This window comes from Hansschlegelia quercus (assembly GCF_004310425.1).
GTDB classification, from domain to species: domain Bacteria; phylum Pseudomonadota; class Alphaproteobacteria; order Rhizobiales; family Methylopilaceae; genus Methylopila; species Methylopila quercus.
The window spans coordinates 618220-639786 of sequence record NZ_SIUB01000001.1; the positions used below are offsets into that span (position 1 = coordinate 618220).

A 21567-nucleotide genomic window follows, 5' to 3' on the forward strand; every position below is an offset into this window, starting at 1 on the left:
GCTCAGGCCGGCTGGCGCCGTCCGGGCACGAAGGCGTCGAACGCCGCCCAGAACTGCTCGCGGATGTCGTCGCGCTCCAGCATGATCTCGTGGAGCGCGCCGCGGAGCAGCACGTGGCCGCCGCTCGTCAGCCGGCGCGCGAAGCGCTCACCGGCGACCGGGTCGACGATCCGGTCGCGACCCGCGGTGATGACGAGCGTCGGCGTCCGCAGGCTTTCCGGAAAACCCCGCGCGCTGGTCGCGATCATCGCCCGGAACGCGGCGGCGACCCATCCGATGGTCGGCGCCGCGACCCCGAGATCCGGCGCGATGGTCAGCGCCCTGGCCGACACCGCGTAGCGTTTCGGATCCGAGGTCACCGGATTGCCGGCGAAGGCTTTCAGCGGCGGCAAACGGTTGCTGCCGGACGGGATGTAGGCTTCGGAGAGGCCGAGCCGACTGAGCCCGCTCGCAAGCCCCTGCGCGAAGAACCGCGTCGGCCTCAGCGGCAAGCCGATCATCGGAGCGACCAGAACCGCGCGCTCGAACCACTGCGGCTGGCGGGAAATCAGGTCGGCGACGACAGGCGCGGACATGGAATGAGCGAGCGCGAAATAAGGCGCAGGGCAGTCGATCAGCGCGACCTGGCGCATCAGGGCCTCCGCGTCGGCGCGGTACTCCGCGAAGTCGCCGACATGTCCCTTGAACGGGTTCACGAGCAGCCGCTCGGACCCGCCCTGCCCTCGGTAGTCGAGCGTCGCCACGGCGAAGCCGCGGGCGAGTAGGTCTGCGACGACCTCGCCATATTTCTCGATGAACTCGATGCGGCCGTGGAACAGGCACACCGTTCCCCGCGCAACGCCTTTCGGCCGCCAGAAGGCTGCGCGCAGCTTCACTCCGTCGGCGGCGACCAGGATGCGGACCTGTGCGCCTTCCGGAGCCTGAGCGCCTGGGATCTGGACGAGAGCGCCTTCCATGGCGGGGCGCGGAGATGGAGATTTCCGGGCTCGATCAAGCATCACGGGAGCCTGCGCCAGAACCCTTAAAAAGGCTCCCTCGAAAGGCGTCACGATCGGCTTGAAACCTCTTGAACGGCGTTTTTCGGGGCACCAAATATCGTCTGTCGCAGGCCGCCAGGCTGCGGCGAAACGGACCGGCCCGGCCGTGATGGCGGGCCGTTTGAGATCGCTCCTTGGAGGATTTTGACATGCGTCAGTTCGATCTTACCCCCCTCTACCGCTCCACTGTCGGCTTTGACCGGCTGTTCTCGCTTCTCGACACCGTCGCCGGCGGCGACAACGCCGCGCCGGGTTATCCGCCCTACAACATCGAGCGCACCGCCGAGAACGCCTACCGCATCACCGTCGCGGTCGCGGGCTTCAGCGAGAACGACCTTTCGATCGAGGTGAAGGAAAGCGCGCTCACCGTACGCGGCGAGAAGGCCGCCGAGGAGAAGAAGAGCGAGGTGCTCCATCAGGGCATCGCCGCCCGCGCCTTCGAGCGCCGCTTCCAGCTCGCCGACCACGTGCAGGTGACCGGCGCCAGCCTCGAGAATGGCCTGCTCCACGTCGATCTCGTCCGCGAGGTCCCGGAGGCGAAGAAGCCGCGCGTGATCCCGATCGGCTCGGCTGCGCCGAAGCAGATCGACGCCAAGGTCGTCGAGCCGCAGGCTGAAGCCGCGTAAAGCGCCTCGCTTTTAGAGCGTCAGAACAGGGGCGTTCCGGGCGACCGGGACGCCCTTTTTGCAGGGGCGGCGCCGTCGATGGCGGAGAGGAAGGCGTCGACGTCCTCGTTCGGCGTCGCCCAGGAGCAGATAAGGCGGGCCATGACCTCTCGGGGCCGGCCCCCGCGCGCGGGCGTCACGCAGTCGCTTTCCCACACGTAGTAGTGCGCGCCGCGGTCCTGCAGGCCTTGATGGATCTCCGCAGGTAGCCAGACGAAGACCTCGTTGGCCTCCACCGGAAAAGCCAGATCAAGGCCCCGCGCGGCGACGCCCAGCGTCAGCCGCGCGGCCTGCGCGTTGGCGCGGGCGGCGAGCTCCAGCCAAAGTCCGTTTTCCAGCAGGCCAAGCGCCTGGGCCGCGATGAAGCGGCTCTTCGACCAGAGGTGCCCGCCCCGCTTGCGGCGCTCCGCCAGTCCCTCGATCAGCTCCGGCGCGAACAGGACGATCGCCTCGGCCGCCATCGCGCCATTCTTGGTGAAGCCGAGCGACAGCGCGTCGACGCCCGCCTTCCACGTCAGCGCGGCGGGCGTCTCGCGTGTCGAGACGACGGCATTGGCGAAGCGCGCGCCGTCCATATGGACACGCATGCCATGTTCACGGGCGATCCCGAAGAGCTCCGTGATTTGGTCCGCCCGGTAGACCGTGCCCGCTTCGGTCGCCTGGCTGAGCGTCAGCGAGGCCGGTCGGACATGAGTGGGCGGCGTCCAAAAGTTCTTAGCGAGGATGTCGGCGAGTGCCCCGGCGTCGATGCGCCCGTCGGCGCCTGCGACGCCGACCATCTTCGCGCCGTTGGTGAAGAATTCCGGGGCCCCGCACTCATCGTGCATGACGTGCGCCTCATGGTGGGCGAGCGCGGCGCCCCATGGGGGCGTCATCTGAGCGAGCGCCAGCGCGTTCGCCGCCGTGCCCGTCGTGACCAGGAAGACGCCGACCTCGTGTTCGAAGATTTCGGCCAGCAGCGCCTCGACGCGCGCGGTCGTCTCGTCCTTGCCGTAAGGCGTGGCGGCGCCCTCATTCACCCGCGCAAGCGCTTCGATCACCGCAGGATGGGCGGGCGCGATATTGTCGCTCGCGAGATTCAAGGACATGGGAGAACGCTCCTTTCAGGCGCGCTTGGCGACGCCGCCGTGATACACACCAGCTTCGGACGGGCCAAATGGCCAAGGCCCCAAAAGCGCCTCAAAGGTTGACGCGCGCGCTTTACCGGCCGACCCTTTTCTGATACTGCCATCCGCAGATAGGACAGCAAGACTGTCCATTTGTTGACGTGACGCGGTTCTGAAAATTTCGATCGGCGGCAGAGCGGTACGGGACAAGGGTCCGCGCCGCTCCGAAGCGCGCCGCGAGACCTCTTGGATGCCGCGCGCCGGCCTCATCATGGAGCGGACCCATGACGAAGATTGAGAACGAGCTGCCCGCCCGCATCCGCGTGACCGATCCCGGCATGCCGGAGGCGCAGGGCCTCTACGACCCGCGGCACGAGAAAGATTCGTGCGGCGTGGGCTTCGTCGTGGACATGAAGGGCCGCAAGAGCCACGCGATCGTCGAGCACGGCGTCAAGATCCTCGAGAATCTCGAGCATCGCGGCGCGGTGGGCGCCGATCCGCGCGCCGGCGACGGCGCCGGCATGCTCGTCCAGATCCCACACAGGTTCTTCGCGGCGGAAGCCGAGCGGCTCGGCTTCTCGCTGCCGGAGCCCGGCCTCTACGCCGTCGGCCATGTCTTCATTCCACGCGACGAGGGCATGGTCTCGCGCGTGAAGGAAGCGTTCGAGCGGGCCATCGCGAGCGAGGGCCAGACCTTGCTCGGCTGGCGCGAGGTGCCGACCGACAATTCCTCGCTCGGCGAGAGCGTGAAGCCAACCGAGCCCGCGCAGTGGCAGGTGTTCGTCGGGCGTTCGGCTTCGATCGAAAGCGAGGACGATTTCGAGCGTCGGCTGTTCATCCTGCGCAAGGTCGTCTCGAACGAGATCTACGGCGCCGATCCGCGCGGCTCGACCTATTACCCGGTGTCGCTGTCCTGCCGGACCATCGTCTACAAGGGCATGTTCCTCGCCGACCAGCTCGCGGCCTACTACCCCGACCTGAAGGACGAGCGGTTCGAGAGCGCGCTCGCGCTCGTGCACCAGCGCTTCTCGACCAACACGTTCCCGACGTGGTCGCTCAGCCACCCCTACCGGATGGTCGCCCATAACGGCGAGATCAACACGCTACGCGGCAACGTCAACTGGATGGCGGCGCGGCAGGCGTCGGTCGACAGCGAGCTCTACGGCAACGACATCTCGAAGCTCTGGCCGATCTCCTACGAGGGCCAGTCCGACACCGCATGCCTGGACAATGCGCTCGAATTCCTCGTGCAGGGCGGCTACTCGCTGACCCATGCGGTGATGATGCTCGTGCCCGAGGCCTGGGCCGGCAACCCGCTGATGGATGAGCAGCGCCGCGCCTTCTACGAGTACCACGCCGCCATGATGGAGCCGTGGGACGGTCCGGCCGCGATCGCCTTCACCGACGGCCGGCAGATAGGCGCGACGCTCGACCGCAACGGCCTGCGCCCCGCCCGCTGGTTCCAGACCGACGACGACCTCGTCGTGATGGCGTCCGAGATGGGCGTGCTGACGGTTCCGGAGGAGAAGATCATCCGGAAGTGGCGGCTGCAGCCCGGCCGCATGCTGCTGATCGACCTCGAGCAGGGCCGCATCGTCTCCGACGAGGAGATCAAGGCGGAGCTTTCGGCCGCGAACCCCTACAAGGAATGGCTGAAGCGGACCCAGCTCGTCCTTGAGGACCTGCCGGACGCGCCGGCGCCGCGGACGCGCGCCAGCCAGCCCAGCCTGATCGATCGCCAGCAGGCCTTCGGCTATACGCAGGAAGACGTGAAGCTGCTGCTGACGCCGATGGCGACGACGGGGCAGGAAGCGACCGGCTCGATGGGCACCGACACGCCGCTGTCGGCGCTCTCGACGCGGTCGAAGATGCTCTACACCTACTTCAAGCAGAACTTCGCGCAGGTCACGAACCCGCCGATTGACCCGATCCGCGAGGAGCTCGTCATGAGCCTCGTGTCGTTCATCGGGCCGCGGCCGAACCTGTTCGACCTCGACGGCACGTCGAAGAAGAAGCGTCTCGAGGTGCGCCAGCCGATCCTCACCAACGAGGATCTGGAGAAGATCCGCGCGATCGACGATTTGGCCGAGAGCCACTTCCAGACCCGCACGCTGGACACCACCTACCCGGCCGAAAAGGGCGCCGCCGGCATGGCGGACGCCATCGACCGGCTGTGCGAGCGCGCTGAAGCCGCGGTTCATGGCGGCTTCAACATCGTCGTGCTGTCGGACCGGCTGGTCTCGCGCGGCCGCATTGCGATTCCCGCGGCGCTCGCCTGCGCGGCCGTCCACCACAACCTCATCCGCAAGGGCCTGAGGACGTCGGTCGGCCTCGTCGTCGAAAGCGGCGAGCCGCGCGAGGTGCACCATTTCGCGGTGCTCGCCGGCTACGGCGCGGAGGCGATCAACCCCTACCTCGCCTTCGAAACGCTGGAGTCGATGCACCAGGCGCTCGACTTCCCCGAGCGTGTCGACGCGACCGAGGTGCGCACGCGCTACATCAAGTCGATCGGCAAGGGCCTGCTCAAGGTCATGTCCAAGATGGGCATCTCGACCTACCAGTCCTATTGCGGCGCGCAGATCTTCGACGCGGTCGGGCTGTCCACCGAGTTCGTCGACAAGTTCTTCACCGGGACCGCGACCCCGGTCGGCGGCGTTGGCCTCGCCGAGATCGCCGAGGAGACGGTCCGCCGCCACATGCTCGCCTTCGCGGACGTGCCTGTGCTCCGCACCGCGCTCGACGTCGGCGGCGAGTACGCCTACCGCATCCGTGGAGAGGAGCACGCCTGGACGCCGGAATCGGTCGCAGGCCTGCAGCACGCGGTGCGCGAACGCTCTTTCGCCAAGTATGAGGACTTCGCCCGCGACGTGAACGAGCAGGCCGAGCGCCTGCTGACGTTGCGCGGCCTGTTCCGCATCAAGACGGCGAGCGAGGGCGGCAAGGGCGCCGTCGCGCTCGACGACGTGGAGCCAGCGTCCGAGATCGTGAAGCGGTTCGTCACCGGGGCGATGTCGTTCGGCTCGATCTCACGCGAGGCGCACGAGACGCTCGCGATCGCGATGAACCGGATCGGCGGCAAGTCGAACACCGGCGAGGGCGGCGAGGAGCCGGAGCGCTTCCTGCCGCTTGCGAACGGCGACTCGAAGCGCTCGTCGATCAAGCAGGTGGCGTCGGGCCGCTTCGGCGTCACCACCGAATACCTCGTCAACGCCGACATGATCCAGATCAAGGTGGCGCAGGGCGCGAAGCCCGGCGAAGGCGGTCAGTTGCCCGGCCACAAGGTCGACGCTTCGATCGCGAAGGTCCGGCGCTCGACGCCGGGCGTCGGCCTGATCTCGCCGCCGCCGCACCACGACATCTACTCGATCGAGGATCTGGCGCAGCTCATCTACGACCTGAAGAACGTCAATCCCGAAGCCGACATCTCGGTGAAGCTGGTCTCGGAGGTCGGCGTCGGCACGGTCGCGGCGGGCGTCGCCAAGGCGCGCGCGGACCACATCACGATCTCCGGCTTCGAAGGCGGCACGGGCGCGAGCCCCCTGACCTCGCTGAAGCACGCCGGCGGGCCGTGGGAGACAGGTCTCGCCGAGACGCAGCAGACGCTCGTGATGAACCGGCTTCGCGGCCGCGTGCGCCTGCAGGTCGACGGGGGGCTGAGGACGGGCCGCGACGTCGTGGTCGGCGCGCTGCTCGGCGCCGACGAGTTCGGCTTCTCGACCGCGCCGCTGATCGCCGCCGGCTGCCTGATGATGCGCAAGTGCCACCTGAACACCTGCCCCGTCGGAATCGCGACGCAGGACCCGGTTCTGCGCAAGCGCTTCAAGGGCACGCCCGAGAACGTCATCGACTACCTGTTCTTCGTGGCCGAGGAAGTCCGCCTGCTGTTGGCGGAGATGGGCTTCACGAAGCTGGAGGACATCGTCGGGCGGTCCGACCTGCTCGACAAGCGTCAGGCCGTCGCGCACTGGAAGGCGCAGGGGCTCGACTTCACCAAGCTGTTCGCAAAGCCCGTCCCCGGCGCCGGCGTCGCGATCCGTCACGCCGAGGTTCAGGACCATCACCTCGGTCAGGTGCTGGACCGCGACCTCATCCAGGCGGCTCTGCCGGCGATCGAGACCGGCGAGCCGGTCGTGATCGAGCGGCAGATCATCAGCCGCAACCGTTCGGCGGGCGCCATGCTCTCCGGCGCGGTCGCGATGAAGCACGGCTCGGGCGGCCTGCCGGACGACACGATCACCGTGAAGCTGACTGGCACCGCCGGCCAGAGCTTCGGCGCGTTCCTCGCCGCGGGCGTCACCTTCGACCTGACGGGCGAAGCCAACGACTATGTCGGCAAAGGGCTTTCGGGCGGGCGCATCATCGTGCGGCCGGCGGCCAATTCCGGCATCGTCGCTGAGGATTCGATCATCGTCGGCAACACCGTGCTCTACGGCGCGATCGAGGGCGAGTGCTACTTCCGCGGCGTCGCGGGCGAGCGCTTCGCGGTCCGCAATTCCGGCGCCGTCGCGGTCGTCGAGGGCGCCGGCGACCATGGCTGCGAATACATGACCGGCGGCGTGGTGGTGGTGCTCGGCAAGACCGGGCGCAACTTCGCGGCCGGCATGTCGGGCGGCGTCGCCTACGTGCTGGACGAGGCCGGCGACTTCGCCGCGCGCTGCAACCTCTCGATGGTCGACCTCGAGCCGGTGCCTGAGGAGGAGGAGCTTCTGGAAGAGCTCCACCATTCCGGCGGCGACCTCGAGTTCAAGGGCCGCATCCATGTCGACCCTGACATGACGCGGCACGATGAGGACCGGCTGAAGCAGTTGATCTCGGCGCATCACGTTCACACCGAGTCCGCCCGCGCCAAGCAGATCCTCGACGACTGGGCGTCCTACCGGAACAAGTTCGTCAAGGTGATGCCGCTCGAGTACCGCCGCGCGCTCCGCGAGATGGAGAAGGCACGGACGTTGCAGGCGGCCGAGTGATCGGCGCGCGGCGACTGGCGCCATCGTCCCGGACGGCATAAGAGGCCGTTCAGGACTGTCAGAACGGGTCTAAAAACGCGAGCTTTTCCGCTTCCCCTCAGCCTCGACGGCCAAGGCGGCGAGAGGGTTCGCGCCATTTATGTGAGTGAGGCCTCCGCAGGAGGAGACCAATCGATGGGCAAGGTCACAGGGTTTCTCGAGATCGAGCGGCAGGAGGCGCGGTATCAGCCGGCTTCCGACCGCATTCGTCACTTTCGGGAGTTCACGCTTCCGCTGTCCGAAGGCGAGGTGGCCAAGCAGGCCGCGCGCTGCATGGATTGCGGCATCCCGTTCTGCCATGGGCCGCAGGGCTGCCCTGTCCACAACCAGATCCCGGACTGGAACGACCTCGTCTATTCCGACGATTGGCAGGAGGCCTCGCGCAACCTGCACTCGACCAACAACTTCCCGGAATTCACCGGGCGCATCTGCCCCGCGCCTTGCGAAGAAGCGTGCACGCTGAATCTCGAGAACGTGCCGGTCGCGATCAAGACGATCGAGCAGGCGATCGCCGACAAGGCGTGGTCGAATGGCTGGGTGGTTCCTGAGCCGCCGGACGAGAAGACCGGCAAGTCGGTTGCGATCATCGGCTCCGGCCCCGCGGGTCTCGCGGCCGCGCAGCAACTCGCCCGTGCAGGCCACGACGTCCACGTCTATGAGCGCGAGCCGAAAGCCGGCGGCCTGCTCCGCTACGGCATCCCGGACTTCAAGATGGAGAAGAGCCACATCGACCGCCGCGTGGTGCAGATGGAGGGCGAAGGCGTCCAGTTCCGCTACGGCGTGAATGTCGGCAAGGACGTCCAGTTCGCCGAGCTCGTCGACGGCTACGACGCCGTGCTGTTCGCCGGCGGCTCCGAAGATCCGCGCGATCCGAAGCTGCCGGGCCAGGAGCTTCAGGGCGTTCACAACGCCATGCCGTTCCTCGTCCAGCAGAACCGCCGCGTGGGCTTCGAAAACGCGATCCCCGAGACGCCGGTCGAGGCCGGCGGCAAGCATGTCGTGGTCATCGGCGGCGGCGACACGGCCTCCGACTGCGTCGGCACCTCGTTCCGCCAGGGCGCGATCAGCGTCACCCAGCTCGACATTCGGCCCGTCCCGCCGAAGATCGAGGACAAGCTGATGACCTGGCCTTACTGGCCGACGAAGTTCCGCACCTCATCAAGCCAGGCGGAGGGCGCCGATCGCGAGTTCTCGGCCGTCACGCTCGGCATCGAGGGCAAGAACGGCAAGGTCGTCGGCGTGAAATGCGCCCGCGGCGACGCCAAGCGTCAGCCGATCCCCGGCACGGAGTTCATCCTCAAGGCCGATCTCGTCTTCATCGCGCTGGGATTCCAGGGCCCCGTGAAGGAGGGTCTGGTCGAGCAGTCCGGGGTCGCGCTCGACAAGCGCGGCAACGTGCTGGCCGACGAGCAGAATTACGTGACCTCGAACCCCAAGGTGTTCGCCGCCGGCGACATGCGCCGGGGCCAGTCGCTCGTCGTCTGGGCGATCCGGGAAGGCCGCCAGGCCGCGCAAGCGATCGACGTCTTCCTGACAGGCGCGTCTACCCTGCCGAGATAAGGCGGGGCGACGCGGCCGCCGCCAGTTTCAGGGCTTCGCAGGGTCTTCCGGCGCTGCAGCGCCCTGCGCCGCGGGTTTCTCGGCGCCCGGCCATTTGTAATCGTCAAGCCGCCCCGGTGCGCCGTCCTGGGCCTCGCCCTTGACCAGCACGCGCTCGGCCTCGGGCGAGGCGTCGCGGGCGGGCACGGCAAGCGCCGCCGCCGCGAGCGCGCCGTTCTCGGCGCGGCGGGGGGCGGTAAGCACGACCAGCGGGCTCGCCAGCCGCCTCGGGCGCTCCGCGGCCGGCGCGGTGGCGTCCTGAGGATCGCCTTCCGGAGAAACCGCGCCCGCGATCGCGTCCGCTTGCGGCGCGGCTGGCTTGTAGACCTTGCGGATCTCCCGCTCGACGTAATGCGCGAGCTTGCGCGAGCCCTCGGCCGTAAACCGCACGCCGTCGTCGAGCCGGAGCCGTCCGATCTGGCCGTCGAGCTGCGGCCCCTCGGCCTCGAACGCGCCGTCCTCGTCGACGAAGCCTTCCCAGACGTCAACATAGACGCCGCCCGCAGCCTCCACGCGGTCTCTCGTCAGGACGTTCAGCGCGGTGTGGTCAGCGTTGGCGTCATCGCTGTCGCTCGGCGCGAGCCCGACCCAGTAGACCGGAACCTTGTGCTCCGTGAATACGGCGAGCAGCGCGTCGACCCGCTCGACATAGCGTTTCCTCCAAGCCTCCGAGAGTGGCTGCGCGGTGGATCCGTCCTGGAACGGCTGGCGGTCGTTCACGCCGACGTCGACCACGGCATAGGCGACCGGGCCGGCGGCGAGCGCCTTCTTTGCGGCGTCGACGAAGTCGAAATAATCCGCGCGCACCAGCCCGCCATTCGGCTTCACGAAGGAACGCACGGCCACATCAGGCGCATCCGAAAAAGCCGAGGCAAGACCGTCCGCGAGTCCTTCAGCGATCGCGTCGCCGAAGACCGCCACAACAGTCGTGGGAGCCGTGATCGCGGGCTCGGCCGGCAGCGCTATGACGTTCGGCGGTAGAGGCGGCGGCGTGCGTGCTTGGTCGGGCGCGGCTCTGCGCCGGGTCGGCCGCGGCGCGGGCCGGATTTCGACTGCGCCCGGATCGCGCCGTGCGCCCCAGCCGTCCGCGGATGAGTCGTCGTCGCGGGCGCCGCCGCCGAAGAGCCGCTGCAGGAAGCCGCCGAAGCCGGAAGACCGCTGACGCTCCGCCAGAGGCGGAATGCGTCGGCTTTCGCGATAGTCCGGACTTGGCGCGGCGCGGCGACGTTCGTACGCGATCTCACGGTCGCCGTAGGCCGGATCCTGCCGGTAGCGCCGCGGCCGCTCGGGAGGCGGCGCGTCATAGTCGTAGCGCCGGTAGTAGTCCTGGGCGCCGACGTCCGCGCGCATGGCGTCCGCGACGAACAGCGCCGACAAGGCGGCGAGCGCGAGAAGCGCATGGCGGGCGGGCCGTCTCATGGCCGGCAGGCTACCACCCTTGGCCGGCGGCCGCCAACGCCAGCCCCGAACCGGCCGTGCTCAGCGCGCCGCGCGGAGCCTCCGCAGCAGCGAGACGCCGGCATAGCCGTCAGGCGCGAGGCCCTGGGCCTGCTGATAGGACATGATCGCGTCCCGGGTCGCGGGTCCGATCTTGCCGTCGGGCTCGCCGATGGAGAAGCCCTTGCGGGCGAGCAGCGCCTGCAGCTCCATCCGCCCGGGCTGATCGAGCGGCTTGTCGTGGTTCGGCCATTCGGTCGCAAACGCGCCGCCGCCGCGCAAGCGATCGGCGAGATGGCCGACGGCGAGCGCGTAGCTGTCGGCGTTGTTGTAGCGCTTGATGACCTGGAAGTTCCTGGTGAGCATGAAGGTGGGGCCTTCCGGGCCGCCCGGCGCGAAGCGCTTCGCCGCCGCCGCGGGCAGCGCGCCGCCGCCGACGCGACGCGTCGTGCCCGGCGCGACCTCGTAGCCCCAGCTCACGCCGTTCTGCCAGCCGTGCTTGCGGAGGTAGTTGGCGGTCGAGGCCAGCGCGTCGGGAACCGAGGTCCAGATGTCGCGCTTGCCGTCGCCGTCGCCATCGGCTGCATAGACCTTGTAGCTCGTCGGCATGAACTGGGTGTGGCCCATCGCGCCCGCCCAGGAGCCGATCATCTTCTCCGGCGTAATGTCGCCGTGCTGGACGATCTGAAGCGCGGCGATCAGCTCCTTGCGGAAGAACTCCGGCCGGCGCTGTTGGCAGCAGGCGAGCGTCGCCAGCGCCTCGATGACGTTGTGGCCGCCCATGCTGTCGCCGTAGTTCGTCTCCATCCCCCACACCGCCAGTACGACGTAACGGTCCACGCCGTAGGTGCGCTCGACGCTAGCCAGCGTGTCCGCCCATTGGCGGTAATCGTCGCGGCCGGCCTGGATCCGCGTGTCGCTGACGCGGGTGTCGATGTACTGCGCCATCGTCTGCTTAAATTCAGGCTGGTACTGCGACTTCTCGATCGCCTCGCGGTCGACCGTCAGGCCGCGGAAGGCGCGGTCGAACGTCGCGCCGCTGACGCCTGCGCGCATCGCGTCAGGTTTCAGCCGCGCGACGAAGGCGTCGAAGCGGGCGTCGGCCTGAGCGGCGGCCGAGGCTGAGATCGCGATCGCGAGCCCGAGCGCTGCGGCGTTGAAGAGTGGCGACAGCTTCATGGCGTCGTCTCCGTGTCGGCGCGAAGCTGCGCCTTGCCCGCTTTCGCGGATGAGCTTGGGCGCCAATGATACGCGCGGGCGTTTGCATCGGGTTAACCACGATCCCGGCGCCGCATTGTCGCGGGGTGCTTTACGGACGGGGTCGGGCGCGCCACCTTGGCCGCCTCCCCTCCCGGCGGCGGCGTTCGTCCGGCCGCGACTCCCATCCGGAGCCTTTATGTCCCGTCCGATTCGCAAGGCTGTTTTCCCTGTCGCCGGTCTCGGCACGCGCTTCCTGCCGGCTACCAAGGCGGTGCCGAAGGAGATGCTGACGGTCGTCGACAAGCCCGTCATCCAGCATGTCGTGGACGAGGCGAAAGCCGCTGGCATCGAACATTTCATCTTCGTCACGGGCCGTAACAAGGCCGTGATCGAGGATCATTTCGACAAGGCCTACGAACTCGACGACACGCTCCAGCGCCGCGGCAAGAAGGAAGCGATGGAGATCCTGAAGGCCCAGCTTCCGGGCGCCGGGCAGACCAGTTTCACCCGCCAGCAGGAGCCGCTTGGCCTCGGCCACGCCGTATGGTGCGCGCGCGACATCGTCGGCGACGAGCCGTTCGCGCTGCTTCTGCCCGACATGCTGCACCAGGCGCCGCGCGGCGCGCTCGCCGAGATGATCGACGTCTACAACGAAGCGGGCGGCGGCAACGTCGTCGCGGTGTACGAGGTGCCGGAGGAGCAGACCAACCAGTACGGCATCGTCGGGCGCGGCGAGGCGGTCGGTAAGGGCTTCAAGATGACCTCGATGGTCGAGAAGCCGAAGCTCGGCACGGCGGAGTCAAACCTCGCGATCTCCGGTCGCTACATCCTGCAGCCCGAGATTTTCGGCCTGCTGGCTCGCCAAGAGCCGGGCGCCGGCGGCGAGATCCAGCTGACCGATTCCATGCTCGCCTTGAAGGATGCGCAGCCGTTCTCCGGATACGTCTTCGAAGGGCCTGTCTACGACACTGGTTCGAAGCTCGGCTTCCTCACCGCAAACGTCGCTTACGCGCTCGCCCGCGACGAACTGAAGGGCGACTTCCGCGCGGAGATCGAGAAGCTGCTGAAGGCGTGAGGCGCGCCTAAAGCGGCGCGACGTCCGGCGTCGCCGTCTTGCGCGGCCTATCCCGCTTCAGCGCATAAAGCCCTGAAGCCACGATCAGCGCAGCGCCGACCAGGGCCAGCGAATCGGGGCGGTCGCCCCAGACGGCGTAGCCGAGGATCAGCGAGCCAAGAATCACGCTGTAGCGGAACGGCCCGACGACGCTCATGTCGCCCAGTCTGAAGGCCAGCACGATCGTCATGTTGCAGGCGACGACGAGGATTGCGGCAAAGGCGATGTAGCCGGCCTCGAGAGCCGTCGGCATGACCCAGGCCGCCGGATGCGTCGCGCCGAGGCCGGCGCCGAGCGCCGTGACCGTGAGCGTCGCGCCGAGCGTCACCACCATCGACGGCGCCTGGTCCGGGATGCGCCGCGTGACAAGGTCGCGCACCGCCATAATGAAGGCCGCGAGCAGCGCCAGCGCCGCATAGAAGTTGACGCCCGAGGCGGAAGGCTTGGCGACCAGCAGCACGCCGACGAAGCCGACGCCGATCGCCGTCCACCGGCGCCAACCCACGCTCTGCCAGCCAAGCAGAACGGCGAGGCCGGTGATGAGCAGCGGGGTCGCCTGGATGATGCTGGTGAATTCGGCGAGCCCGAGCCCCGACAGCGCCGTGATGTAGATCAGGCAGCAGACGGCCTCGAGCGCCGAGCGCAGCACGACGAGCGGGTGCGTGACCAAGCCGAGCCTCTTCCGCTGTCCGAACGCAACCACGGCGAAGAGCGCCAGCACGATCGAGAGCGGTCCGCGCAGCGCCATGATCTCGTGAATCGGCACGCGGGCGGAAGCGAGCTTGATGACCGTGTCGTTGGCCACCTGGAAGCCCATCCCCAGCACCATCGCGAGCACGCCGCGGGTGGTGGCGTCGAGCCCCTGCTGACGCGGAACAAGGTCGAGATCAGTGGCGGACATCGGATCGGCAGGCTTCTTGAAGGTCATCGGCAGGTAGGCGCTTACCTAACCGAGACCGGTTAACAAGCGTTAGCTATTCACGGTCTTGACGCGCATGGCCGTCATGCAATCGGCGCGTCAGCGGCGGAGGCGAAGGCCGACTTCGACGATCGACGCCTTGTAGTCTTCCCCGGCTTCCGAGCTGTTCAGGCGCTCGTGCGAGACGCTGCTGATCAACGACAACGAGCGGCTGAGGCGGTATTCGGTTTCGAGCGCCAAGGTCACGCCGTCGTCGATGCGGCCGATGCCGCGGTAGCGCGAGCGTTCGTAATCGGCCCGCGCGGTCACGATGAAGTTGCGGCGCAGGCGATGTTCGACCGCAAGCCCGAAGCTGCGAACGAGCACGCCGCCGGAGCCTGCAAGCGTCGTCTCCTGCAGGGCCGTTTTGGCGCTGCCGGTCACCGTCGTGAGCGCGCTCGGCGACCAGATCACCGCGCCGTCGATCAGCAGGCCGTCCGTGTCCTTGAGCTCCTTTTCGTTCGGGCGCTGGCGGCCATAGCCGACGGCGAGTTCGCCGGTGATGAGCCGGGCGGCCTCGAAGGTCGCGCCAACGCGCGCGGCGTACCCGTCGGAGCCTAGCCTGCGGCCGTCGTCGCCAGTCCTGAGGTCATAGTCACGCGTGTCGATCGCGACCTCGGCGAAGGGCTGGAGCATCGGCGACAGATCGTAGGCGCCGCGCAGCCTCAGTTCGTAGGCGTTGTAGATGCGGTCGCCATTGTCGCGGATCGTGCCGTCGCGCAGCTTCGAGTCGTTGAAGAGGTAGCGGTCGGCGAGGCCTTCGAGCTTGAAGCTCAGCCGGTTGAAGGTCTGGGATACGCCGAGCGTGCCGCCGAACGATTTCTGGATCTCATCGCCCTTGAGGCCGGTGGGGGTGTCCGGATCGCCGGGCCGTGACGTCGTGACGGAGGCGCGCGCCTCGCTCAGAAGCTGCGTGCGCTCGGTGACGTCGAGCCGGCCGTCCACGACAGCCGAGCCCTGCGGCTCGTAGCCGGTCCGCTCACTGTCGGTGAAGCGACGCATCTGGCCGTCGACCCGGACCGCCACCTCGTGGCGCTCCCAATCGGAAACGGCGTCGAGCCCGCCGCGTAGGCGGTAGAACGCCGATCCCTTGCCGCCCTTATCAAGCCGGTCGGGATTGCTGTCGTAGCCCCCTCCCGCCTCAATCGTGGGCCTGAGAACGAAGGCGCCGGCGCGGACGCCGAGCGGAGCGTAAGGATCATCGGCGGGGAAGCCCGGCAGCCGCGGCAGACGCCGCCTCAGAGAGCCGGAGCGCGCCGATAGCGGATCGCTGGCCAGCGGCCGGAGGGCTCCGTCAGTTGCGAAATCGCCCGCCCGGTCGACGCCGTAATCGCCGCCCGCGAGCGGCGCCTGCTCCTGCTGATCGACGCCGTAGTCGCCGCCGGCCAGGTTGCGGCCATCCAGCCGGCGCAGCGGCTCCTCGGCCGCCTCCGGCGCGGCCGTCTGGCCGAAGGCCGCACCGGCGCTGATCGTGGCCGCAGTGACGAGCGAGCATGTGAGGGCGCGGCGGCGGGACATGGCTTCCTGTGGCCGCAGGCGAGCGCTTCTCGCGCCTTCGCGGTATGGTTAACGACGATGAAACGGGGATGGTTAAGAAAGCCTTGACCCTGCGCGACGCGCGCGCATGCGCCTCGGCCGCGAAAGTGCTAAAGTGCGCCCGCGTGCGATCTCTGCGCAGGCGCTTTTGGAGAAGTCAGGTCGTTGGTCAGTTTACTCCGCTCGTCGCTCCCGTCGGAGCCCCTCGACGTCGTCTCCGCAGGCGCAGCAGCCGCGGCCGTAGCGTCCGCCAGCCGAACCATGGAGATCGAGACCGCCGCGCTCGAAGCCCTGCGCGCGGCTCTCGATGACGAGCTCGGCGCGGCCTTCGCCAAGGCCGTCGCGCGGCTCGCCAACGCCACCGGGCGCATCATCGTCAGCGGCATGGGCAAGAGCGGCCATGTCGGCCGCAAGATCGCCGCGACCTTCGCGTCGACCGGAACGCCGTCCTTCTTCGTGCATCCCGCCGAGGCCAGCCACGGCGACCTCGGGATGATCACGCCCGACGACGTGGTGCTGGCGCTCTCCTGGTCGGGCGAGACGGCTGAGCTTCGCGACCTCCTGAACTATTCCCGCCGCTTTCGCGTGGCGGTCGTCGCGGTCACCTCAAACGCGGCGAGCGCGCTCGGCCAGTCGGCCGACATCGTGCTCCTGCTGCCGAAGGCGGCCGAGGCCTGCCCTCACGGGCTCGCGCCGACCTCTTCGACCACGATGCAGCTCGCGATCGGCGACGCGCTCGCGGTCGCCCTGCTCGAAAGCCGAAAGTTCACGCCCGGCGACTTCCAGCGGTTCCATCCCGGCGGCAAGCTCGGCGCGGTGCTCACCTTCGTGCGCGACGCCATGCATGTCGGCGACATGGTTCCTCTTGCGCCGCTCGGCACGCCGATGTCGGAGGCGCTGATCGAGATGTCGCGCAAGAGCTTCGGCTGCGTCGGCGTGGTGGATGGCGATGGCGCATTGGTCGGCATCGTGACGGACGGCGACCTCCGCCGCCACATGGGCCCGAACCTCACGACCATGCCCGTCGAGGCGGTCATGACGAAGAGCCCGAAGGTCATCTCCCCCGACGATCTCGCCGCGAGCGCGCTCAGCGAGCTTCAGGGGCGCGCCATCACGGCGCTGTTCGTGGTCGAGGACGCCAAGCCCGTCGGCCTGGTGCACATCCACCAGCTGCTGAAGCTCGGCTTGGCCTGAACGGCGCTCTCTCCGTCTCGGCGGAAAGAACCCGGTAGAGCCGTCCTTCACGTCGCCTTAACCGCAAATCTTCACCATCCGAACCGTCGAAAGGCGCACGCCTCATTGCGCCCGGGGAACGGACATGGATTTCGCGACCATCATCGGCTTCGTCGGCGGCATCGGCGTCCTAAGCTTCCTCATCCATGAGGGCGGCGGACTGGAGCGCTATTACTCCGAGCACGCCGTGATCGTGATCTTCGGCGGCTCGATCACCGCGACGCTCATCCGCTTCGAGCTCGGCGCATTTCTGTCCGCGTTTCCGACGGCCTTGAAGACCGTCTTCATGGGCCATCACAGCAATCCGCGCGAGCTGATCGCCGAGATCGCCGAGATGGCGCAGATCGTGCGCAAGTCGGGGCCTGTCGGCCTCGACAAGGCTGATCCGAAAGACAAGTTCCTGGCCAAGGGCGTGCGCTACCTCGCCGACGGTTTCGACGAGAATTTCATCCGCGAGACGCTCGAGAAGGAGCGCGACCTCAACCTTCATCGCGTCGAGATGGCCGGCAAGGTGTTCCGCGGCATCGGCGACTGCGCGCCGGCCTTCGGCATGATCGGCACGCTGATCGGCATGGTGCAGATGTTCGCCGAGATGTCGGATCCGTCGAAGCTCGGCGTGTTCATGGCCATCGCGCTGCTCGCGACGCTCTATGGCGCGGTCGTCGGCAACTTCTTCTTCCTGCCGATCGCAGACAAGCTCGCCATCAAGTTCGCTCATGACGAACTGAACCAGACGCTGGTCATCGACGGCGTGCTGAGCCTCAGGCAGGGCAAGAGCCCCGCGGTCGTCAAGGAGATGCTGCTCGCCTACCTGCCGGAGAAGCACAGAGAAGCGCTGGCCGAGGCCGCCTGATGGCGCGGAAGAAGAAGCACGGCGACCATGGGGGCGGCCATGGCTGGTTCGTCACCTTCGCCGACCTGATGGGCCTGCTGATGGCCTTCTTCGTCGTCCTCGTCGCCTTCTCGACGCAGGACAAGAAGAAGATGGCGATCGTCGCAGGTTCGATGCGCGAGGCGTTCGGCACCCAGAAAGAGATCATCGCCGACGGCATGATCGACATCGGCGGCCTGCCGTCGCGGACCGAGCTTCTCAACAACAGCGCGCGCACGCCCGAGGAGACCTCGAACGTCGCAGGCCCGCTGTCGACCAATCGCGCAGACACCGCGATAGCGGCGCGTGGATACGCCCGCGCGGCGGCGACGCTGCGTCAGGCCCTGCGCTCCATGCCGGAGATATCGGAGGCGTCGAACCAGATCATGGTGGAGGATTCCTCCGAAGGCGTCGCGATCTCGCTGGTCGACCAGGATGGCCGCTCGATGTTCCTTGCAGGCTCCGCGACGCCCTCGCAGCGCATCGTCGACGCGCTGACGGCGGTCGCCCCGACGCTGCGCACCCTGAGCTACCCGATCTCGATCACCGGCCACACCGCGGCCGGCGTCTCGGAGGCCGGCGAAACGGATTCCTGGCGGCTGTCCGCCGCGCGCGCGAGCGCCGTGCGCGGCCTGCTCGCCTCCAGCGGCGTGCCGGAAGACCGCTTCGCCTCGGTTCAGGGGAAGGCCGCGACCGACCCGATGTTCCCCGACGCGCCACAGATTGCGGCCAACCGCCGGGTCACGATCTCGTTGACCGCCGCTCCCGGCGCGATCCCGATGGACCTTCGCCCCTGAACGGCTAGATTGCCGGCGTGATCGCAATCCGGAATCGCAGGGCGCTGCTCGCAGGCGCCAGTTCAGCCGCCGCGCTCCTCGCTTTGCTGCTGCTCCTGCCCCCGCCGGGCGGCCACGTCGAAGGGCGGACGCTGTCGCTCGGCTGGACGCTGCCGCTCGTCGGCCTGCTCGGCTCCATTGCGATCCTGCCGCTCGCGGGTCCGCATTTCTGGCATCACCACCACGGCAAGGTCGCGGCCTTCTGGGCGCTCGTATTGCTCGTGCCGTTCGCCATCGTCGAGGGGCCGGCCGAGGTCGCCGGCGAAGTCGTGCACGCCGCGGCGTTAGAATACGTGCCGTTCGTGATCCTGCTGTTCTCGCTGTTCACCGTGTCCGGCGGGCTGCTTGTCCGCGGAGCGCTGAAGGGAAGCCCTGAGGTCAACGTCGCTCTGCTCGCGATCGGCGCGCTGCTGGCGAGCGTCATCGGCACGACAGGCGCCTCGATGGTGCTCATCCGCCCGCTGATCCGCGCGAATGTCGACCGCCGGCGCAACGTCCATATCGTGGTGTTCTTCATCTTCATCGTCTCGAACGTCGGAGGCTCGCTGACGCCGCTCGGCGATCCTCCTCTGTTCCTCGGCTTCCTTCAGGGCGTTACGTTCTTCTGGACGACCACCCATCTCTGGCGTGAGACCGCCCTCGTCCTCGGCCTGCTGCTCGGGATCTTCTATCTACTCGACCGCTGGTTCTACTCTCGCGAGGAGCGGCCGCGGATGATCGATCCAACGCCGGCCGCGCCGCTCGGGTTGGAAGGACTGCAGAATCTTCCGCTGCTCGCAGGCGTCGTCGGGGCGATCCTGATGAGCGGGATCTGGGATCCCGGCATAAATGTGGATCTCTACGGCGCGCATGTGCCACTGCAGGCGGTCCTGCGCGACGTCATCCTGGTCGTGCTGGCGCTGATCTCGCTGAAGATCACGCCGTGGCCGCTGCGCGAGCGCAACGGCTTCGACTGGGAGCCGATCCGAGAAGTCGCCAAGCTCTTCGCGGCGATCTTCGTAACGCTCATTCCGGCCCTGCTGATCCTGAAGGCCGGACCCGACGGCCCCGCGGCGCCCCTGATCGCGCTCGTCTCCAACCACGCCGGCGCTCCGGCCCCCGCCGCGTATTTCTGGGCGACGGGCCTGCTGTCGGCCGTGCTCGACAACGCGCCGACCTATCTCGTCTTCTTCAATCTCGCTGGCGGAGACGCGGGCCTGCTGATGAGCGAGCGTGCCGACACGCTGGCGGCGATCTCCGCCGGCGCGGTATTCATGGGCGCGCTCACCTATATAGGCAACGCGCCCAACTTCATGGTGCTGGCGATCGCCCGCAACCGCGGCCTCGCGATGCCGAGCTTCTTCGGCTACATGGCCTGGTCCTGCGGAATCCTGCTGCCCTGCTTCGCGCTGGTGACGTGGCTGTTCTTCGTCTAGCGCCGAGGGCGCTTATTCCGCGGCCTCTCTGAACGGCGCTTCGTCGTCCTCGGCCGCGTCCTGCGCGGAGAGGCCGAGGCGCTCGGCCGCGGTTTCGAACTCGGCCTTCAGCTCGCGCGCCGCCGCCAGGAAAGCGCGCTTGTCGCCCCACGCTTTACGCGGCTGGAACAGCAGCGGGTCGACGTCCGGAACGTCAACCGGAACCTCGAAGCCGAACATCTTGCTGGCGCGGCGCTCCAGACCGTCGAGCGCGCCGGAGCGGGCCGCGGCGACCAGCGCACGCGTCGCCTCCAGCGGCACACGGGTCTCGTCCGAAGCGGGGCCGACCCAGCCGGTGTTCACGAGCCAACAGCGGACGTCCTGCTCCGCGATCAGGCGGCCGAGCGTCTCGCCATAGGCGTCGAGATCCTCGGCAGCGCCGAAACCCGGATCGAACGTCGCCTGCGGGCCCTCCGACGAGACTTCCGGCCCGTAGCCTAGGAGCATGAAGCGGACCGCGCCTTCGACGTCGAGCCGCGCGATCGGCGGCAACACGCCGAACGCGTCGCGGGCGAGGATGAAGAGATCGGACGGTCGCAGCGCGCCGGAGGCGAGCGGCGTCGCAAGCGTTCCCTCGCTCTGCGGCTCGCGAGTGTCCGGATCGAGCGACGCATTCTCCACGACCGAGCCGAAACCCCATTGCGGAGTGATCCCGGCCTGCGCTGCGGGTTTGTCGACGCCGGAAAGCCCCTGCATCGACCAGCCGACGACGCCTTCGGTCAGCCCGTCTGGACCGACTAGGCTCGACTTGCCGGAGCCCTCGGCGCCCACAATCAGCGCGACTGCCGCGCCGTCGGTGACCGCGGCGTTGAGCCGAATCTCGTCTCCCGAAGGCGCCTCGACGCCGACGACGGCGTCCGCGATCGCTTTGACCAGCGCTGACGCCGACGCGCCGCCGCCAGACAGAACGATTCCGCGTTCGGCATCGATCGCGACGAATGGGCCGCTGACTCCATGGCTCGCGGCGTCTGGACGGAACGAGGGAAGATCGAGCACCGTCAGCGCCGGGATGAACTGCTCGAGTTGAGCGCGATCCGAACGCTCGAACGACGACGCGGCGAACAGGGCGCGCCAGGCGTGCTCGGCGAAGACGCGCAAGGGCGTGCGCCGGTCGCCGGCGTGGAGGTCCTGCGCGAACAGCTCGCGGCCGGCGGCATGATCCGCCATGTCGGCGCGGAGCGCATCGAAACCGTCACTGCTGAGGCCGTCTTCGGCGACCCGCAGGATCGTCGCAGGGATGGTGACGCTCTCTCCGACCAGCGCGCCGGCGGCGCTCAGCTGCGCCTCTCCGCGCCGCACCGCGCGCTCGATCAGCGCGGGCGCGCCGAAGTTCCAGCTGACGCCCGACAACCGCTCCAGCCCGAAAGCCTCGACGCCATGCGCCGCGTTCCAAATCCCGGTCTGCCGCACGATGGCGATCCTCCCGCTTTGTGTCGCGTCCGGTTCGTCCCGCCGGAGCGGGCATGACGGTTTGAAGACCAATCAGCCAAAAACGACCGTAACGTGACGCGCGCC

General features: G+C 68.2%; 15 protein-coding genes. 8 read left to right on the forward strand and 7 right to left on the reverse strand.

Features of this window, described 5'->3' with window-relative positions; genetic code table 11:
• Positions 1 to 2: 2 nt before the first annotated feature.
• Positions 3 to 956, reverse strand: coding sequence for an alpha/beta fold hydrolase (locus tag EYR15_RS02955; RefSeq protein ID WP_131001365.1), 954 nt, complete (start codon positions 954 to 956; stop codon positions 3 to 5).
• Between the two features lie 230 nt (positions 957 to 1186).
• On the opposite strand from EYR15_RS02955, the gene EYR15_RS02960 reads away from it, so the two are divergent.
• Complete coding sequence (locus EYR15_RS02960; protein WP_131001366.1) at positions 1187 to 1663, forward strand: Hsp20 family protein; 477 nt, start codon at positions 1187 to 1189, stop codon at positions 1661 to 1663.
• Positions 1664 to 1683: 20 nt separating this feature from the next.
• On the opposite strand, the gene EYR15_RS02965 is transcribed toward EYR15_RS02960, so the two are convergent.
• Complete coding sequence (locus EYR15_RS02965) at positions 1684 to 2790, reverse strand: threonine aldolase family protein (protein ID WP_342635533.1); 1107 nt, start codon at positions 2788 to 2790, stop codon at positions 1684 to 1686.
• Positions 2791 to 3092: 302 nt separating this feature from the next.
• Here EYR15_RS02965 and gltB point away from each other — a divergent pair, with 302 nt between their 5' ends.
• Both gltB and EYR15_RS02975 read left to right on the forward strand, forming a co-directional pair.
• On the forward strand, positions 3093 to 7775 hold the full coding sequence (gene gltB / locus EYR15_RS02970) for a glutamate synthase large subunit (RefSeq protein ID WP_131001367.1): 4683 nt from the start codon (positions 3093 to 3095) through the stop codon (positions 7773 to 7775).
• Between the two features lie 174 nt (positions 7776 to 7949).
• On the forward strand, positions 7950 to 9374 hold the full coding sequence (locus tag EYR15_RS02975) for a glutamate synthase subunit beta (protein WP_131001368.1): 1425 nt from the start codon (positions 7950 to 7952) through the stop codon (positions 9372 to 9374).
• A 27-nt stretch (positions 9375 to 9401) separates the two neighbouring features.
• Here EYR15_RS02975 and EYR15_RS02980 read toward each other — a convergent pair whose 3' ends face one another.
• Both EYR15_RS02980 and EYR15_RS02985 read right to left on the reverse strand, forming a co-directional pair.
• On the reverse strand, positions 9402 to 10832 hold the full coding sequence (locus EYR15_RS02980) for a DUF459 domain-containing protein (RefSeq protein ID WP_131001369.1): 1431 nt from the start codon (positions 10830 to 10832) through the stop codon (positions 9402 to 9404).
• Positions 10833 to 10892: 60 nt separating this feature from the next.
• Entirely contained in the window at positions 10893 to 12029 is a 1137-nt protein-coding gene (locus EYR15_RS02985; protein WP_131001370.1) for a lytic murein transglycosylase, read from the reverse strand.
• A gap of 217 nt (positions 12030 to 12246) precedes the next feature.
• Between EYR15_RS02985 and EYR15_RS02990 the strand changes: the two genes are divergently transcribed.
• Positions 12247 to 13125, forward strand: a complete 879-nt coding sequence (locus tag EYR15_RS02990) for a UTP--glucose-1-phosphate uridylyltransferase (protein ID WP_131001371.1) — start codon at positions 12247 to 12249, stop codon at positions 13123 to 13125.
• 7 nt (positions 13126 to 13132) lie between these two features.
• Here the strand turns inward: EYR15_RS02990 and EYR15_RS02995 are convergent, their stop codons facing one another.
• The gene (locus tag EYR15_RS02995) at positions 13133 to 14065 is read right to left on the reverse strand and encodes a DMT family transporter (RefSeq protein ID WP_165455405.1); all 933 of its coding nucleotides are present in this window, start codon (positions 14063 to 14065) and stop codon (positions 13133 to 13135) included.
• Positions 14066 to 14182: 117 nt separating this feature from the next.
• Positions 14183 to 15640: an outer membrane beta-barrel protein gene (locus tag EYR15_RS03000; RefSeq protein ID WP_131001373.1), complete on the reverse strand. Its 1458-nt coding sequence runs from the start codon at positions 15638 to 15640 to the stop codon at positions 14183 to 14185.
• 279 nt (positions 15641 to 15919) lie between these two features.
• Here EYR15_RS03000 and EYR15_RS03005 point away from each other — a divergent pair, with 279 nt between their 5' ends.
• The 4 genes from EYR15_RS03005 to EYR15_RS03020 all read left to right on the forward strand — a co-directional run bounded on the left by EYR15_RS03005 (position 15920) and on the right by EYR15_RS03020 (position 20013).
• Positions 15920 to 16852, forward strand: coding sequence for a KpsF/GutQ family sugar-phosphate isomerase (locus tag EYR15_RS03005; RefSeq protein WP_131001374.1), 933 nt, complete (start codon positions 15920 to 15922; stop codon positions 16850 to 16852).
• Between the two features lie 124 nt (positions 16853 to 16976).
• Entirely contained in the window at positions 16977 to 17744 is a 768-nt protein-coding gene (locus tag EYR15_RS03010) for a motility protein A (protein WP_131001375.1), read from the forward strand.
• Positions 17744 to 18559: an OmpA/MotB family protein gene (locus tag EYR15_RS03015; protein ID WP_131001376.1), complete on the forward strand. Its 816-nt coding sequence runs from the start codon at positions 17744 to 17746 to the stop codon at positions 18557 to 18559. Before EYR15_RS03010 ends, EYR15_RS03015 begins: the two co-directional genes overlap by 1 nt.
• Before the next feature lie 17 nt (positions 18560 to 18576).
• Complete coding sequence (locus EYR15_RS03020; protein ID WP_245498111.1) at positions 18577 to 20013, forward strand: sodium:proton antiporter; 1437 nt, start codon at positions 18577 to 18579, stop codon at positions 20011 to 20013.
• Positions 20014 to 20025: 12 nt separating this feature from the next.
• Here EYR15_RS03020 and EYR15_RS03025 read toward each other — a convergent pair whose 3' ends face one another.
• Positions 20026 to 21462: a phosphoenolpyruvate carboxykinase (ATP) gene (locus EYR15_RS03025; protein WP_131001377.1), complete on the reverse strand. Its 1437-nt coding sequence runs from the start codon at positions 21460 to 21462 to the stop codon at positions 20026 to 20028.
• Between the last annotated feature and the right edge of the window lie 105 nt (positions 21463 to 21567).

Excerpts from the sequence above, each read along its gene's own strand:
- EYR15_RS02955 (WP_131001365.1), bottom strand. The coding sequence starts at position 956 with ATGGAAGGCGCTCTCGTCCAGATCCCAGGCGCTCAGGCTCCGGAAGGC.
- EYR15_RS02960 (WP_131001366.1), top strand. The coding sequence starts at position 1,187 with ATGCGTCAGTTCGATCTTACCCCCCTCTACCGCTCCACTGTCGGCTTT.
- EYR15_RS02965 (WP_342635533.1), bottom strand. The coding sequence starts at position 2,790 with ATGTCCTTGAATCTCGCGAGCGACAATATCGCGCCCGCCCATCCTGCG.
- gltB (WP_131001367.1), top strand. The coding sequence starts at position 3,093 with ATGACGAAGATTGAGAACGAGCTGCCCGCCCGCATCCGCGTGACCGAT.
- EYR15_RS02975 (WP_131001368.1), top strand. The coding sequence starts at position 7,950 with ATGGGCAAGGTCACAGGGTTTCTCGAGATCGAGCGGCAGGAGGCGCGG.
- EYR15_RS02980 (WP_131001369.1), bottom strand. The coding sequence starts at position 10,832 with ATGAGACGGCCCGCCCGCCATGCGCTTCTCGCGCTCGCCGCCTTGTCG.
- EYR15_RS02985 (WP_131001370.1), bottom strand. The coding sequence starts at position 12,029 with ATGAAGCTGTCGCCACTCTTCAACGCCGCAGCGCTCGGGCTCGCGATC.
- EYR15_RS02990 (WP_131001371.1), top strand. The coding sequence starts at position 12,247 with ATGTCCCGTCCGATTCGCAAGGCTGTTTTCCCTGTCGCCGGTCTCGGC.
- EYR15_RS02995 (WP_165455405.1), bottom strand. The coding sequence starts at position 14,065 with ATGTCCGCCACTGATCTCGACCTTGTTCCGCGTCAGCAGGGGCTCGAC.
- EYR15_RS03000 (WP_131001373.1), bottom strand. The coding sequence starts at position 15,640 with ATGTCCCGCCGCCGCGCCCTCACATGCTCGCTCGTCACTGCGGCCACG.
- EYR15_RS03005 (WP_131001374.1), top strand. The coding sequence starts at position 15,920 with ATGGAGATCGAGACCGCCGCGCTCGAAGCCCTGCGCGCGGCTCTCGAT.
- EYR15_RS03010 (WP_131001375.1), top strand. The coding sequence starts at position 16,977 with ATGGATTTCGCGACCATCATCGGCTTCGTCGGCGGCATCGGCGTCCTA.
- EYR15_RS03015 (WP_131001376.1), top strand. The coding sequence starts at position 17,744 with ATGGCGCGGAAGAAGAAGCACGGCGACCATGGGGGCGGCCATGGCTGG.